Source organism: Pseudomonas sp. GM41(2012) (assembly GCF_000282315.2).
In the GTDB taxonomy this organism is placed as follows: Bacteria; Pseudomonadota; Gammaproteobacteria; order Pseudomonadales; family Pseudomonadaceae; genus Aquipseudomonas.
Map to the genome: position 1 here is coordinate 1,227,885 of NZ_AKJN02000006.1, position 15,178 is coordinate 1,243,062.

The 15,178-nt window shown below is 58.3% G+C and carries 13 protein-coding genes; 9 read left to right on the top strand and 4 right to left on the bottom strand.

The annotated features are described in order from the left end of the window. The first annotated feature begins 90 nt into the window (after positions 1 to 90). Positions 91 to 576, top strand: coding sequence for an adenosine-specific kinase (locus PMI27_RS20385; protein WP_008151497.1), 486 nt, complete (start codon positions 91 to 93; stop codon positions 574 to 576). 39 nt (positions 577 to 615) lie between these two features. On the opposite strand, the gene PMI27_RS20380 is transcribed toward PMI27_RS20385, so the two are convergent. Further along, positions 616 to 1,971, bottom strand: a complete 1,356-nt coding sequence (locus tag PMI27_RS20380) for a dicarboxylate/amino acid:cation symporter (protein WP_008151500.1) — start codon at positions 1,969 to 1,971, stop codon at positions 616 to 618. 88 nt (positions 1,972 to 2,059) lie between these two features. After that, a complete protein-coding gene (locus PMI27_RS20375; protein ID WP_008151502.1) occupies positions 2,060 to 3,115 on the bottom strand; it encodes a tartrate dehydrogenase in 1,056 nt (351 codons plus the stop codon). A 138-nt stretch (positions 3,116 to 3,253) separates the two neighbouring features. Here PMI27_RS20375 and PMI27_RS20370 point away from each other — a divergent pair, with 138 nt between their 5' ends. Both PMI27_RS20370 and PMI27_RS20365 read left to right on the top strand, forming a co-directional pair. Further along, a complete protein-coding gene (locus PMI27_RS20370) occupies positions 3,254 to 4,177 on the top strand; it encodes a LysR family transcriptional regulator (protein ID WP_008151504.1) in 924 nt (307 codons plus the stop codon). A gap of 176 nt (positions 4,178 to 4,353) precedes the next feature. Then, positions 4,354 to 5,487 carry an aminotransferase class V-fold PLP-dependent enzyme gene (locus PMI27_RS20365; protein ID WP_008151506.1) on the top strand — a complete coding sequence of 378 codons (1,134 nt, stop codon included), beginning with the start codon at positions 4,354 to 4,356 and terminating at the stop codon, positions 5,485 to 5,487. Between the two features lie 126 nt (positions 5,488 to 5,613). Here PMI27_RS20365 and mdeB read toward each other — a convergent pair whose 3' ends face one another. Continuing rightward, entirely contained in the window at positions 5,614 to 8,322 is a 2,709-nt protein-coding gene (mdeB, locus tag PMI27_RS20360; protein ID WP_008151508.1) for an alpha-ketoglutarate dehydrogenase, read from the bottom strand. Between the two features lie 120 nt (positions 8,323 to 8,442). On the opposite strand from mdeB, the gene PMI27_RS20355 reads away from it, so the two are divergent. Continuing rightward, the gene (locus tag PMI27_RS20355) at positions 8,443 to 8,916 is read left to right on the top strand and encodes an Lrp/AsnC family transcriptional regulator (RefSeq protein WP_008151509.1); all 474 of its coding nucleotides are present in this window, start codon (positions 8,443 to 8,445) and stop codon (positions 8,914 to 8,916) included. A 260-nt stretch (positions 8,917 to 9,176) separates the two neighbouring features. Further along, entirely contained in the window at positions 9,177 to 10,229 is a 1,053-nt protein-coding gene (locus PMI27_RS20350) for an alpha/beta hydrolase family protein (protein ID WP_008151511.1), read from the top strand. 227 nt (positions 10,230 to 10,456) lie between these two features. Here PMI27_RS20350 and PMI27_RS20345 read toward each other — a convergent pair whose 3' ends face one another. Next, positions 10,457 to 11,032 carry a TetR/AcrR family transcriptional regulator gene (locus tag PMI27_RS20345; protein ID WP_008151512.1) on the bottom strand — a complete coding sequence of 192 codons (576 nt, stop codon included), beginning with the start codon at positions 11,030 to 11,032 and terminating at the stop codon, positions 10,457 to 10,459. A gap of 147 nt (positions 11,033 to 11,179) precedes the next feature. On the opposite strand from PMI27_RS20345, the gene PMI27_RS20340 reads away from it, so the two are divergent. The 4 genes from PMI27_RS20340 (at position 11,180) to PMI27_RS20325 (ending at position 15,134) form a co-directional block, all read left to right on the top strand. Then, complete coding sequence (locus PMI27_RS20340; RefSeq protein WP_008151513.1) at positions 11,180 to 12,301, top strand: alkene reductase; 1,122 nt, start codon at positions 11,180 to 11,182, stop codon at positions 12,299 to 12,301. A gap of 51 nt (positions 12,302 to 12,352) precedes the next feature. Beyond that, positions 12,353 to 13,141, top strand: a complete 789-nt coding sequence (locus PMI27_RS20335) for an SDR family NAD(P)-dependent oxidoreductase (RefSeq protein ID WP_008151514.1) — start codon at positions 12,353 to 12,355, stop codon at positions 13,139 to 13,141. A 47-nt stretch (positions 13,142 to 13,188) separates the two neighbouring features. Further along, complete coding sequence (locus PMI27_RS20330) at positions 13,189 to 14,058, top strand: alpha/beta fold hydrolase (protein ID WP_008151515.1); 870 nt, start codon at positions 13,189 to 13,191, stop codon at positions 14,056 to 14,058. Between the two features lie 77 nt (positions 14,059 to 14,135). Continuing rightward, positions 14,136 to 15,134 carry an NADP-dependent oxidoreductase gene (locus PMI27_RS20325; protein WP_008151516.1) on the top strand — a complete coding sequence of 333 codons (999 nt, stop codon included), beginning with the start codon at positions 14,136 to 14,138 and terminating at the stop codon, positions 15,132 to 15,134. Positions 15,135 to 15,178 lie beyond the last annotated feature (44 nt).

Consider the following 15,178-nt stretch of genomic DNA (forward strand, 5'->3'; position numbering starts at 1 on the left):
GCCACAGGGTGATCACCAGGCTCAAGATCTACGTTTTATGAGTAGCTATGCTTAACGTGTTATCAGTCATCGTGAAAGGAGGCGTTCGAGATGCAACTCATCACGTTGAAAATCGACAAACCGGAAGCGACGAACTTCATTTTCGGTCAGACCCACTTCATCAAGTCCGTCGAGGACATCCACGAAGCGTTGGTCAATGCCGTGCCAGGTATCCGCTTTGGCGTGGCCTTTTGCGAAGCTTCCGGCAACTGCCTGGTGCGCTGGTCTGGCACCGATGCCGCCATGATCGACCTGGCCCGGCGCAATGCCCAAGCCATCGGCGCAGGCCATAGCTTCATCATTTTCCTCAACGATGGTTTCTATCCCGTAAACGTGTTGAACGCCGTCAAAATGGTTCCAGAGGTGTGCCGCATTTTTTGTGCAACGGCCAATCCGACTGAGGTGATTCTGGCCGAGACGGACCAAGGGCGAGCCATTCTGGGCGTGGTGGATGGCCTCTGTGCCCGAGGCATTGAAGGCGAGGAAGACATCCTGTGGCGCAAGAACCTGTTGCGGCAGATCGGCTACAAACTTTGAGCAAAGCAGGCGCTGAGATCACGTTCAGCGCCTCATACCTTACGCCCGAGAAGCTTTTTGCAGACCTGGCAGCACGGAACCTGCTCCCAGCGCTGAATGAGCCGCGATAACCTCTGCCTGAGCCGTCGCGGGTTTCTCCCCTTCGACCTCACCATTCAACGCCTTGTGCATTTTCACGGTGTCCAGCGCCCCGACCCATTTGGCAATGGCCATTGTTCCGACGCCATTGCCGATGGTGTTGGTGATCGCACGCGCTTCCGACATGAACCGGTCGACGCCCAACAGCAGCACCATGCCCGCCACCGGAATGGTGCCAAGGGACGATAACGTCGCTGCCAGAATGATGAATCCCGAGCCGGTGACACCAGCAGATCCCTTGGAGGTAAACATCAGCACGGCCAGGACGATCAACTGATCCGTCAGGGTCAGCGGTGTGTTGGTTGCCTGGGCGATGAAGATCGCGGCGATGGTGTAGTAGATCGCCTGCCCGTCCGGGTTGAAGGTCAGGCCCGAGGGAATGATCAGGCCGGCGACGGGTTTGGAAACACCGGCCTTTTCCATCTTGGAAATCATCTGCGGCAGCACCGATTCCGAAGAGCTGGTGCCGAGGACGGTAAACAGTTCTTCCTTGATGAATTTCAGAAACTTCCACAGGCTGAATCCGCTGTAGCGGCAGATCGGGCCCAGTACAAAAATCACGAACACCGCACAGGTCAGGTAGACACAGGCCATCAGCTTGCCGAGCGAGAACAGCGAGCCAAAGCCGTATTTGCCGATGGTGAAAGCAATCGCTCCGAAGGCGCCGATGGGTGCCAGGCGCATGACCATGTTGACGATGCGAAACATGCCCTGCATCAGGCTGTCCAGCGTGTCGACGAACACCTTGGCACGAGGTCCGACATGCGCCAGGGCAATGCCCAGCAGAATGGAGAACAGCAATATTTGCAGCACGTTGCCCTTGGCGAAGGCATCCACGATGGTGTCGGGGATGATGTTCATCACAAAGTCCATGAACGACGCATGCTTCACGGCGCTGGTGTAGGTGGCCAGGCTCGACGTATCCAGCGTGGCGACATCGATGTTCATGCCGACGCCGGGTTTGAACACATCGACGACTACCAGACCGACGACCAGCGCCAGGGTGGACACCACTTCGAAATAGATCAGCGCACGAAAGCCGACGCGCCCCAGCTCTTTCATGTTCTCCATGCGCGCGATGCCCGTGACCACCGTCAGGAAGATCACCGGGGCGAGGAGCATTTTGATCAGTTTGATGAACGCGTCGCCCAAGGGTTTGAGCGCTGTTCCGGTTTCGGGCACGAATACCCCGACGATGGCGCCGAGGATCACGGCGATGAGCACTTGTACGTAAAGTTTGCCGAATATTCTTTTCATGACAGGGCCCTGATTTTTTATTGTTGTCAGGAAATGCCAAGGGGCTCTGATCAGTGATCAGCCCCTTGGCGTTGTGCCGCCGCTTGAATCAGCGTTTGATCAACTCGATGACCGCATCCGTGATCTGGCGGGTGGTGGCCGTACCGCCCAGATCCGGGGTGTGCAGACCGCTCTCGGTCACCGCCTCGATAGCCGACATCAGGTGCTTCGCCGCAGCCGCTTCGCCCAGGTGTTCGAGCATCATTGCCGCCGTCCAGAATGTTGCGATCGGGTTGGCCACGCCTTTGCCGGTGATGTCGAAGGCCGAGCCGTGGATCGGTTCGAACATCGAGGGGAATTTGCGCGAAGGGTTCAGGTTGGCGGTCGGCGCAATGCCCAGGCTGCCGGACAACGCGGCGGCCAGATCGGACAGGATGTCGGCGTGCAGGTTGGTGGCAACGATCACGTCCAGCGTCGATGGTTTGAGCACCATGCGCGTGGTTACGGCGTCGACCAATTCCTTGTCGATTTTGACGTCCGGAAAGTCCTTGGCGACTTCGTAGAAAATCTCGTCCCACAGCACCATGCCGTGACGCTGGGCGTTGGATTTGGTGACCATGGTCAGGTGCTTGCGAGGACGGCTTTGCGCCAGTTCGAAGGCGAAACGATGAATGCGCTCGACCCCGGCACGGGTGAACACCGACACCTCGGTGGCGACCTCTTCAGGCAGCCCCCGGTGGACACGACCGCCATTGCCGGAGTACTCGCCCTCGGAGTTTTCACGCACCACGACCCAGTCGATTTGATCGCCATTGAGCAGCGGGCTTTTAACCCCTGGCAGTACGCGAGCCGGACGCACATTGGCGTACTGGTCGAAGCCCTGGCAGATCGGCAGGCGCAGGCCCCACAACGAAATGTGATCCGGCACGTTGAGCGCACCGACTGCGCCGAAGAAAATGGCGTCGAAGGTTTTCAGCTCTTCCAGGCCACCGTCAGGGATGTAGTAGCCGTTTTTAAGGTAGTTATCCGAGTTCCAGTCGAAGTGTTTGAAATCCAGTTCGAAGCCGGATTTCTTCGACAAGGCTTGCAGCACCTCGACGCCCGCAGCGATCACTTCTACACCGATACCATCACCTGGAACTGCAGCAATTTTGTAGGCGCTCATTAGTTAACTCCACTCTCTTCACGTTCTTGTTGTGCCTGTCGAACGGGGCTGTTCAATCAGGGTGTGAGCGGAGTATATGTAGTGAACAAATGAGCGTGAGTTACTCCAAATCACTACATAGATGAATTTGAGTTACCAATGAGCCAAACCCTGGATTTGTCTTTTTTCTACCTGCTGGCCAACAAAGGCAGCCTCGCGGCGACGGCTCGCGAGTTGGGCGTCACCCCGCCGGCGGTGAGCAAGCGCCTGACCGCGCTGGAAGCACGGCTAGGCATCCGCCTGGTCAACCGCACCACGCGCTCGATGAGCCTGACCTCGGAAGGTGAACTGTATTTCTCCCATGCCGCGCGCATCCTCACGCAGATCGATGAGGTCGAGCAGCTGATCAGCAGCAGCCGGGCAACGCCTAAAGGCCTGATCCGCGTCAACGCTTCGCTGGGATTCGGTCGGCGCTATATCGGCCCGGCCTTGGGCGCGTTCTTCGCGCAGTACCCGGAGGTGGAAATACAACTGGAAATCAGCGACCACCCACTCGACCTGACGACTCACGGGTTTGACCTGGGTATTCGTTTCGGCACGCTGCCGGACGCCGCTTTCCATGCCCGCAAGATCGCGTCCAATCGCCGTCTGTTATGCGCCTCGCCCCTGTACCTGGAAAAGCATGGCGTGCCCCAACGCCTGGCGGATTTACAGCAACACAACTGCATCTTCCTGCGGCAAAACGAAACGCCCTACGGCGTGTGGAGTTTCACCAACGGCGGGCGCACACAAAACATCAAAGTGCGCGGCGCGTTGGGCTGCAACGACGGTGAAGTGGCCCTGAACTGGGCACTGGAAGGTTATGGCATTCTGCTGCGGGCCGAATGGGACATCGCCCGTTACGTGCGCAGTGGCCGCTTGCGCCTGGTGCTGGAAGATCAGACCCCCACCCGCGCCGATGTCTACGCCGTGTATCCGCAACAGTTGCACCTGTCGGCGCGGGTACGCAGCCTGATCGATTTCCTGGTCGAGCGCTTCAAGCACATCGATCATCTGGAAGAACCGGAATCTACGCGCGAATGAACAGGTTGGCGGGCGACTGCTATCGGGCCATTAGCGGGCGTTCGGCCTACATCCGCTTTTGATTGTGGATTCAACTGCTCGACAGAAGTCGAAAATCAATCCCGAGCAATCTTGTCATTTGCCAAGGCTTAGGGCAGGGTCGATACCACTGAGATCTCTGTCAAAGGAGTCACCCCATGTCAAAGCTATATCCCAGTATCGATCCCGAGGGGCTGGTCGAGTACTCAGTGGTCTACACCGACCGCTCGCTCAACCACATGTCGCTGTCATTTCAAGGCGTGATGAAGAACATTTCCAGGACCCTGAAACAGGTCTACAACGCCCAGGCTGTTGCGGTGGTCCCGGGCAGCGGCACATTCGGCATGGAAGCGGTGGCGCGACAGTTTGCCACCGACCAGCAATGCCTGGTGATACGCAACGGCTGGTTCAGTTATCGCTGGAGCCAGATCCTTGAGATGGGCAACATCCCGGCGGCCACCACGGTGCTGAAAGCCCGACCGGTCGAGACTGGTCGCCAGGCTGCCTACGCCCCACCCCCTCTGGACGAAGTGCTGACAGCCATTCAGGCGCAGAAGCCGCAGATTGTCTTCGCCCCCCACGTTGAAACCTCATCAGGGATTATCCTGCCCGACGAGTACCTGCGGGCCGTCGGCGACGCCGTGCATGCGGTGGGAGGCCTGTTCGTGCTGGACTGCATCGCCTCAGGCACGATTTGGGTTGATATGCAGAAATGCGCAGTCGACCTGCTGATCAGCGCACCGCAGAAAGGCTGGAGCGCTTCCCCTTGCTGCGCCCTGGTGATGCTCAGTTCTTTGGCCCTCGAGCGCATCGAACAGACGCAGAGCAGCAGCTTCGCCTGCGACCTGAAAAAGTGGCTTCAGATCATGCAGGCCTACGAACAGGGCGGACATGCCTACCATGCGACCATGCCCAGCGATTCCCTCGCGCGATTTAACGAAGTGATGAAAGAGACGCAAGCCTACGGTTTCGACAAGGTCCGCGGCGAACAACAGGCTCTGGGCGATCGGGTGCGCGCAATGTTGACCGGCAAAGGCATCAAAAGCGTGGCCGCAGCCGGCTTTCAGGCCCCTGGCGTAGTGGTGAGCTACACCGATGATGCCGACATCAAGAGCGGTAAGAAATTTGCCAGCCACGGCCTACAGATCGCCGCCGGAGTGCCATTGCAATGCGACGAGCCGGCCGACTTCCAGACCTTCCGCATCGGTCTGTTCGGACTCGAAAAGCTGCACAATATCGAGCGCACGGTCAGCACCCTCGAGCAGGCACTGGACGAAGTGATGGTTAACTAAAAGCGGGCCGAGCATGAACGATGTCTCATTCAGACATCACAATTCCCGACATGAGCGGGCAAATGCCCGCCCTTAACTATCGAGGATAACGCGGCCTGTGCAGACGCCAAAAAATGAAGGTGCGTGTCAGCAGGTCCACGAGGCCTGGCTCTCACTGTCCAGTCCATAGCGCTTGATCGCCTCGGCGCATAGTTGTCGATCAACCGTGCCTTCGTCGGCAAGGGTAGCGAGGGCTGCCAACACGATGTGATGGCGATCGACTTCGAAAAAGTCGCGTAAGGCCGCACGGGTATCGCTTCGCCCAAACCCATCGGTACCGAGTACGGTATAGCGTGATTGCAGGTACGAGCCGATCAGTTGCGGCAACGCGCGCACGTAGTCAGACACAGCCACCACCGGCGCGCCGCAGGGCAGGCATTCGCCAAGATAGCTGGTGCGGACGTCGGCTTGCGGATGCAACCGGTTCCAGCGCTCGACGTCCCGCGCATCACGAGCCAGTTCACTGAAACTGGTGACGCTCCACACCTCGCTCGCAACCTGCCAATCGTTGGCCAGCAACTCGGCGGCGGCCAGGGCTTCGCGCAGGATAGTGCCCGAGCCGAGCAAGCGCACCTTGCCTTTCGGAGTTGCCGGGTGCTGCTCAATGAAGCAGTACATGCCGCGAATGATCGCCCGCTCAATTCCCTCGGGTAAGGTCGGTTGCGGGTAGTTTTCATTCATCAGGGTCACGTAGTAGAACTCGTCGACGTCCTGTTCGAGCATCTGGCGCATGCCATGGTCGAGAATCACCGCAAACTCGCTGGCGAACGCCGGATCGTAGGCGCGACAGTTGGGTACAGTGGCGGCGATCAGGTGACTGGTGCCGTCCTGATGCTGCAAGCCTTCACCTCCGAGCGTGGTTCGCCCAGCCGTGGCGCCCAGCAGGAAGCCACGGGAACGTTGGTCAGCTGCGGCCCATATCAGGTCGCCGACCCGCTGGAAGCCGAACATCGAATAGTAAATGTAGAACGGCAACATACGCAGGCCGTGGGCCGAATAGCTGGTGGCGGCGGCAACCCAGGAGCTGATGGCGCTGGCTTCGCTGATGCCTTCTTCGAGAATCTGCCCGTCGGTGGCTTCACGGTAACTGAGGATCGAGCCGATGTCTTCGGGCTCGTAACGCTGACCGACGCTGGAGTAGATACCGATCTGCTTGAACAGGTTGGCCATGCCAAAGGTGCGCGCTTCGTCGGCGACAATCGGCACAATGCGCGGGCCCAGTTGTTTGTCCTTCAGCAGACTGCTGAGCATCCGTACGAAGGCCATGGTGGTGGACATTTCCTTGCCCTCGGCCTGAGTGGCGAAGCTGGCATAGCTTGCAATCGGAGGCACCGGCACGGCGGCGGCCGTACGATTGCGCACCGGCATGTAACCACCAAGAGACTGTCGCCGCTGATGCAGATAACGCATTTCGCGGCTATCTTCAGCCGGTTTGCAAAAGCTCAACGACTCGACCTGTTCATCCGACAGCGGCAACTGAAAGCGGTTGCGGAAAGCGATCAACGCTTCGCGGTCGAGCTTCTTCTGCTGATGCGTGGTCATCTTGCCCTGCCCGGCTTCGCCCATACCAAACCCCTTCTTGGTCTGGGCAAGGATCACCGTCGGCTTGCCCTCTTCCTGGCTGGCTGCAAGGTAAGCGGCGTAGATTTTGATGATGTCGTGTCCGCCACGTTTGAGGCGGTCGATCTGCTCATCGCTCAAGCCGTGGGCCAGCCGCGCCAGTGATGCGCTTTGGCCGAAGAAATGTTCGCGGTTGTAGGCGCCATCCTTAGCGGCGAACGTCTGGAATTGACCATCGACAGTCTGCGACAGGGTGCGCACCAGCGCGCCATCCTCGTCCCTGGCCAGCAACGCGTCCCAGTCCGAACCCCAGACCACTTTGATCACGTTCCATCCGGCACCGCTGAACAACGCTTCCAGTTCGTCGATGATCCGCCCGTTGCCCCGCACCGGGCCGTCAAGCCGCTGCAAATTACAGTTGACCACCCACGTCAGGTTATCCAGGCCTTCACGGGCGGCCAGGGTCAGCGCCGACATGCTCTCCGGCTCGTCCATCTCGCCATCGCCGAACACCCCCCAAACGTGCCGGTCAGTGGTGTCTTGCAGGCCACGGTGCTGCAAGTAGCGCATAAAGCGCGCCTGGAAAATCGAGCTGATCGGACCGATGCCCATCGAACCGGTGGGGAACTGCCAGAAGTCCGGCATCAACCATGGATGCGGATAGCTCGACAGCCCTTGGGCACCAGATTTTCGAGCGGTGATTTCCTGGCGGTAGTGCTCAAGATCGGTTTCGCTCAATCGCCCTTCGAGGAAAGCGCGAGCATAGATGCCCGGTGCCGAATGAGGCTGGAAGAACACCAGGTCACCGTCGAAGACGTCGTTACGCGCCCGGAAAAAATGGTTGAAGCCCACCTCGAACAGATCCGCTGCGCTGGTGTAACTGGCGATATGGCCGCCGAGTTCGCCGTACGCCCGATTGGCCCGGACCACCATGACCAAAGCATTCCAGCGCATGATCGAAGCAAGGCGTTCTTCCGTGGCGAGATCACCAGGGAACAGCGGTTGCTGCGACACAGGGATGCTGTTGACATAAGACGTGCCCCGGCGCGGCTGCCAGCCAACGGACGGATCACGTGCCGCTTCAGCCAATTGGTCGAGCAACCGGCGCGCATGCTCGGGGCCGCGAGTGGCCACCAGCGACTCCAGGGCCTCACGCCATTCGCGCAGCTCGTCGAGATCGTTCTGGGTCAGGGGGGCGGCGGTTGTATCGGGATGACTGGAATGGAAACGGCTCATAGGCACCTCCTCGCTTTTTTAATAGTCTATGCCGAGGCCCGCAGCTTTTTTGATCGTTATGCAGCCCCACTTCGATCATTGGCGGCATAAAACACTGTCCATCCTAAAAGTAGAAGCACAATGAACTTCGACAGTATTGACCTGAAGATCCTTAGAGAGCTGCAAAACGACAGCAGCCTGTCAAATGTGGAACTGGCCAAGCGGGTTCATCTTTCACCCTCCCCCTGCCTGGCTCGGGTCAAGGCCCTAGAGGCATCCGGTTGCATTCGCGAGTACGTGGCGCTACTGGCGCCCGAGGCGCTGGGCTTGCGTTTGAATGTTTTCATCTCCATCAGCCTCAAGCAGCAAGGCCGGGAGTCTTTGCAGAATTTCGAGCGCAATATCTGCGAATGCGACGAGGTCATGGAGTGCTATCTGATGACCGGTGATGCTGACTATTTGATTCGCGTAGTGATGGCAGATATGCAGGCGTTGGAGCATTTCATCATCGAGCGACTTTCGCCTATGCCAGAAGTAGAAAAAATTCGTTCCAGTCTGTCGTTGAAACAGGTCCGCTATAAAACCGCCCTGCCCTTAAGAAAAGAAAACGGATAACCACTGTACTTGGCGCATGTCAGTAGAGAAACTTCGCTAATACGTGAACGGCAGAGGTCGGCCGGGAACGGACGTTCAGCCTTCTCACTAAAGACCGCGGAACAGAGTTAACGATGAAAATTATGCTCGGCGGTTCGAATGTGGGCTTTAATGTCCGTGCTTATATGCAGCCACATTAGCTTCGACTCCCTACGAAGGTGGACGCGCCTAACGGCGGGTTCAGGTTGCCATGCATTTGTCTAATCAAGGAAGAAACGACATTGAAAATAGCTTTTGGCGCCCTGTTGTTGACCTGGCTGACTACTCTCGCACTCGCTGACGAGAACCCTGTCGGCTTCCACTCTTCCACACTGGCGGACTCGCAAAATGGCCGTGCACTGGAGATGGTCGTCTGGTACCCCAGTGCAACTACCGCCGCCACGCAATTGATCGGCGATGATGTGGTGTTCGTCGGGGCTTCTGCCGTTCGTGACGCGCCGCCCGCTGCTGGCAAGCATCCATTGTTGGTGCTCTCCCACGGGTACAGAGGTAACTGGAGCAACCAGATCTGGCTCGCCAGTGCTCTGGCTCATAAGGGTTACATCGTCGCCGCAATCAATCACCCTGGCACCACCACTCATGACCGTAGCCCTCAAGCAGCGGCGCAGTTATGGCAGAGGCCCGTTGATTTGAGCCGAGCCATTGATAGCGTCACGACTCAACCTGAAAAATTCGGCTGGGTCGCCAATGACCGAATTGCAGTGGTGGGCCATTCACTCGGCGGCTGGACCGCCCTGGAGATCGCCGGTGCTCGCTTCGATCCAGACCGCTTCGCCCATGACTGCAAAGCCCACCCGCAGTTATCAAGTTGCACCGTCTATGGAAAGATAAACCCCGCAAGCACCTCAGAATCAAAGGCCGCGCTGGCCGCCGATTTGCGCGATAAACGCGTCACGGCTGTGGTTACCTTGGACCTGGGCCTTTCACGGGGCATGACCGATGAAAGCCTGGCCGCACTGCCGGTACCCGCGCTGGTGATCGCCGCCGGCGTACCGTCGGACGAGCTTCCCGCTGAGTTGGAGTCTGCCAACCTGGCCAAACGCCTGCCTGCGGCGTCAAGCCGTTACGTCGAAATCAGCGACGCAAGCCACTTCAGCTTCTTGTCGGTGTGCAAACCTGGCGCGCAAGTAATGCTCGAAGAAGAAGTACCAGGCGATGGCATCATTTGCCGGGATGGCGACAGCGCTCGCCCGCGCGGGGTGATTCAACAGCAGGTTACGTCGCTGATAGCAGAGTTTCTTCAGTCATCTATCTACAAAGAAGACAGTTTGTAGAATCGTGATACGAGAAACTGCCGCAGCTCAACAAAAAACCGCTGGAGCAGTTTAAACGCCCGTGCAATCTGTCAGATCGGTTAGCCAGGGATGAGCGCTCTGGGTCGATAGTGGTCGTTCGCGAGCGACTGCTATCGGCTGTGGATTCAACCGGTCGACCAAAGACGAAATGAAGCAAGTCAGCACGCCTTGTGCTGACAACCATCTATTCCCAATACGAAATGAACCTACGATTGAATAGATACCGATGCAGTCATTTGCGCGTGACACACCGCCAGAATCTCATCGGCCAGCGCCGAGTCGTCAGGACAGGCGCGCGATAACATGATCGCGCCGACCGCGCGCGCCAGCAGGTCGATCATTTTCACCCTCGCCTCACCCGCCGGCGCATCCGGCCCGGTCGGGTATTTTTCGCCGAGCGTTTGCAACGTGCGCTCAATGCCCTCAGCGAATGCTGACTTCAAATCGCCGGACTGACGCGCAGCGTCGCCGCACAACGCCGCCATGGTGCAACCCGTGGCGCGCCCGTCGCGATGATCCCTGGACACATACACATCGATGAAATCCTTGATGCTCAGTGCTTCAGCGCTGATCAGCGATTGCGCAAGGCTGTTGGCCGAGGCCTCAGCCATCAAGTCGGCCTTCGAACCGAAATGTTTGTAGAAACCGCCATGGGTGAACCCGGCAGCGGCCATCAAGTCGGCCACGCCGACACCGTCAAAACCGCGTTCGCGAAACATGACCGAGGCCGTTTCGACGATGTGCTCCCGATTTGCCTGGGCCTGGGCCTTGCTCACTCGCATGTTCGATACCTCGTTACCGCTTGGAAATTCATGGGTTGATGATACATAGATGTTGACCATAATCAAAGTTGTTGACAGTTTAGATTTCGATCATCATCCTAAATACCAGCAATATGAAGTTCACCAACGGGCACGGAACAAACACCCATGAGCGACCAGAATCTGTTTTCCCCTTACACGCTTGGCACGCTGAAACTGTCAAACCGCGTGGTTCTCGCCCCGCTGACACGCAATCGCGCCGGAAAAGGCTTTGTACCGAGTGAATTTGCTGCTGCCTATTACAGCCAGCGAGCCAGCGCGGGCTTGCTGATTTCCGAAGCCTCGCAGATATCTCAGCAGGGACAGGGCTATCAGGACACGCCAGGCATTTACACACCGGCTCAGATAGAGGGATGGCGCAAGGTGACCGATGCCGTGCACGCCAAGGGCGGGAGAGTGTTCCTGCAACTGTGGCATGTGGGCCGTGTTTCCCACGTCGATCTGCAACAGCACGGTGCGGCGCCGGTAGCCCCTTCCGCGCTTCGTCCTGCGACCAAGGTGTTCGTCAACAACCGCTTCGAGGACGTTTCCGAGCCGCGAGCTTTGGAAGCTGACGAGTTGCCGGGCATCGTCAACGATTTCCGCCAAGCGGCGGCAAACGCCATTGCGGCAGGCTTCGATGGCGTGGAAATCCACGGTGCAAACGGCTATTTGCTGGATCAGTTCATCAAGGACGGCTCCAACCTGCGTACTGATGCGTACGGCGGCTCAATCGAAAACCGTGCGCGTCTGCTGCTGGAAGTGACGGCTGCCGTGGCCGCCGAGATTGGTGCTGATCGCACGGGCATTCGCCTTTCGCCGGTCTCGCCGGCCAACGGTGTATCGAGCCGTGATCCGCAGGCTCAGTTCGATTACATCGTCGATCAACTCAATGCTCTGGACATCGTTTATCTGCACGTCGTCGAAGGCGCGACCGGTGGACCTCGCGACGTGGCGCTCTTTGATTTCGGCGCCTTGCGTCAGCGCTTCAAGAACACCTACATCGCCAACAACGGCTATGACCTGGACCTGGCCACGGCACGCCTTGCGCATGACAAGGCCGACCTGATCGCCTTTGGCCGTCCTTTTATTGGCAACCCTGATCTGGTGGAGCGGCTCAAAACCGGTGCGCCACTGTCCGCCTTTGACCCTTCCACGCTCTACGGCGGCGGAGCGGCGGGATACATCGACTACCCGACGCTTGGCGAATCCAGCGCTGTCGCGAACCAGGCACAGGCTGATCGGGCCTGATTTTGATCGTGCATCCATCCCATTCATGTTCCCGAAAAAAGAGCTGACATCATGACTACTCGTCCTACCGTTCTCATCACTGGCGCTTCCACCGGCATCGGCGCGGTTTATGCCCAACGTTTCGCCCAACGCGGGCATGATCTGGTGTTGGTCGCCCGCGACCACTCGCGCCTGGAAACGCTCGCCGCAAGGTTGCGTGACGAACACAGCGTCGCCATTGAGGTGGTTCCGGCCGACCTGACTCAACTCAGCGATCTGCACACTGTCGAAGCGCGCCTTCGGGATGACGAGCGTATCGGCATCCTCGTCAACAATGCCGGTGCCGCGCAGTCCGGCACCTTCATCGAGCAAAGCACCGACAGCGTTGCGCAACTGGTGGCCCTCAACACCACTGCACTGGTGCGACTCGCCAGCGCCATCGCGCCACGCCTGGCCAAAGCAGGTGAAGGCGCGATCATCAACATTGGTTCGGTGGTGGGTCTGGCGCCTGAGTTTGGCATGTCAGTCTATGGGGCGACCAAGGCGTTTGTGCTGTTCCTTTCCCAAGGCCTGAGCCTGGAACTTTCGCCTCTGGGTGTTTATGTGCAAGCCGTATTGCCCGCCGCCACCCGCACGGAGATTTGGGACCGCGCCGGTATCGACATCAACACCTTGAGCGAAATCATGGAAGTGGATGACCTGGTCGATGCCGCACTGGTTGGCTTCGATCGCCGCGAACCGGTGACCATTCCTCCGTTGCAAGAAGGCGAGCGCTGGGATGCCCTGCAAACCGCACGTCAGGGTCTTTTGTCGCAGATCAGACAGTCCGCCGTGGCGCCACGCTATTTGACTCAGGTCTGAACCCTGTCGAGCAGGTCGGCCTCGCCCCGCAATCGGACGGAATAAACATGACTCTTTTGGCTAGAAGCAATCATCCAGGTTCGCAGTCGTCATTTATCAACGCGGCGAACCAGTCGGTTCTGGTTGACGGGATACCTTTTGCCTATCGTGATCTGGGACCCAGAACGCAGGTCCCTCTGGTCATGTTCAACCATTGGGGGGCAGTGCTGGATAACTTTGACCCCAGGATCATTGACGGTCTGGCAAAAAAACGGCGTGTCATCACCACCGATTACCGCGGTATCGGTGGCTCGGGTGGTACCGCGCCATTGACCGTCGGTGAGATGGCTGACGATGGCATCGGCTTTATTCGTGCGTTGGGTTTGGACAAGGTTGACCTGCTCGGCTTTTCACTCGGCGGCTTCGTCGCTCAAGACATCGCCCTGAAAGCTCCCGAACGTGTGCGCAGGCTGATCCTCACCGGAACCGGACCGGCCGGCGGCGCAGGCATCGACAACGTCGGCTCAGTGACCTGGCCGTTAATGATCAAGGGTCTGCTGACGCTACGAGATCCCAAGTTCTACCTGTTCTTTACCACCACGGCCAACGGGCAACGCGCCGCGTCCGAGTATTTGCAACGATTGAAAGAGCGCCGGCAAGACCGCGACAAAGGCCCGACACCCCGCGCGTTTTTACGGCAATTGAAAGCCATTACTGCGTGGGGCAAGCAGGCGCCGCAAGAACTCGGGCGCCTGCGGATGCCGACGCTGATAGCCAACGGGGACAACGACATCATGGTGCCCACTGTCAACTCGCTTGAGCTGGCAAAGCGAATCCCCAACGCGCAACTGATCATTTACCAGGACGCCGGGCACGGCAGCATTTTCCAGCACCACACCGATTTCGTGGCTAAGGCTTCGGCATTTCTCGACGCCTGACAGCCTGAACGTCGCATCGCATCAACGTTGCCGGGGCCGCGCCCCATTCTCATTCCACCGACAAGAGCAGCTGCAGCATGAAGGCATTTTTTATTGACCGCTACGGCAAGCAGAACGGAATGATTGGCGAAGTGCCCGATCCTGCGGTCGGTGTGCATGACGTGCTGATCCAGGTGCATGCAACGAGCGTGAACCCGTTGGACTCAAAGATCAGAACCGGGGAATTCAAACTGATCCTGCCCTATACATTTCCCTTGGTATTGGGCAATGACCTGGCGGGTGTGGTCGTTCGCACAGGTTCGGCGGTGAAGCGATTCAAGCCAGGAGATGAAGTCTATGCACGCCCTCCCGAGGACCGGATCGGGACGTTTGCCGAACTGATCGCCGTGAACGAAAACGCGCTCGCGATGAAACCCTCGAACCTTGACATGGCCGAAGCGGCGTCCGTCCCCTTGGCTCTCTTGACGGCCTGGCAGGCGCTGGTTGAGACCGCCCAGTTGAAAAAAGGCCAGAAGGTGTTGATTCATGCCGGATCCGGCGGTGTCGGCACGTTTGCCATTCAGCTCGCCAAACACCTCGGCGCCTTCGTTGCGACGACCACCAGTACGGCGAATGTCGAATGGGTGAAGGCGCTCGGGGCAGATGTGGTCATCGACTACAAGCAGCAAGATTTTGCAACCGAATTACACGATTTCGACGTGGTGTTGAACAGCCTGGGCACCGATGTACTGATGGATTCAGTCGAGGTCCTCAAGCCCGGCGGACAGCTCATTTCCCTCTCTGGACCACCGACAGCAGAATTTGCCCAAGAGCAAGGCTTGTCCTGGATGCTACGGCAAGTCATGCGCCTGCTGAGCAGCGGTATTCGTAGAAAAGCCCGCAAGCATGGGGTGAGCTATGAATTTTTGTTTATGCGTGCCAACGGGGTACAACTGCAAAAAATCACCTCGCTTATCGAAGCTGGCATCATCAAACCGGTCATCGATCGTTCCTTCCCTTTTGAATCGACTGCAGAGGCGTTGCGGTACGTCGAGCAGGGCAGATCAAAAGGCAAAGTCACCATAACAATCAAATAAGCGCACTACAAAAAATGTCCGTAGATAACGTGCATGCCGCCAAG

Coding starts and splice junctions, on each gene's coding strand:
- PMI27_RS20385 (WP_008151497.1), top strand. CDS start 91: ATGCAACTCATCACGTTGAAAATCGACAAACCGGAAGCGACGAACTTC.
- PMI27_RS20380 (WP_008151500.1), bottom strand. CDS start 1,971: ATGAAAAGAATATTCGGCAAACTTTACGTACAAGTGCTCATCGCCGTG.
- PMI27_RS20375 (WP_008151502.1), bottom strand. CDS start 3,115: ATGAGCGCCTACAAAATTGCTGCAGTTCCAGGTGATGGTATCGGTGTA.
- PMI27_RS20370 (WP_008151504.1), top strand. CDS start 3,254: ATGAGCCAAACCCTGGATTTGTCTTTTTTCTACCTGCTGGCCAACAAA.
- PMI27_RS20365 (WP_008151506.1), top strand. CDS start 4,354: ATGTCAAAGCTATATCCCAGTATCGATCCCGAGGGGCTGGTCGAGTAC.
- mdeB (WP_008151508.1), bottom strand. CDS start 8,322: ATGAGCCGTTTCCATTCCAGTCATCCCGATACAACCGCCGCCCCCCTG.
- PMI27_RS20355 (WP_008151509.1), top strand. CDS start 8,443: ATGAACTTCGACAGTATTGACCTGAAGATCCTTAGAGAGCTGCAAAAC.
- PMI27_RS20345 (WP_008151512.1), bottom strand. CDS start 11,032: ATGCGAGTGAGCAAGGCCCAGGCCCAGGCAAATCGGGAGCACATCGTC.
- PMI27_RS20340 (WP_008151513.1), top strand. CDS start 11,180: ATGAGCGACCAGAATCTGTTTTCCCCTTACACGCTTGGCACGCTGAAA.
- PMI27_RS20335 (WP_008151514.1), top strand. CDS start 12,353: ATGACTACTCGTCCTACCGTTCTCATCACTGGCGCTTCCACCGGCATC.
- PMI27_RS20330 (WP_008151515.1), top strand. CDS start 13,189: ATGACTCTTTTGGCTAGAAGCAATCATCCAGGTTCGCAGTCGTCATTT.
- PMI27_RS20325 (WP_008151516.1), top strand. CDS start 14,136: ATGAAGGCATTTTTTATTGACCGCTACGGCAAGCAGAACGGAATGATT.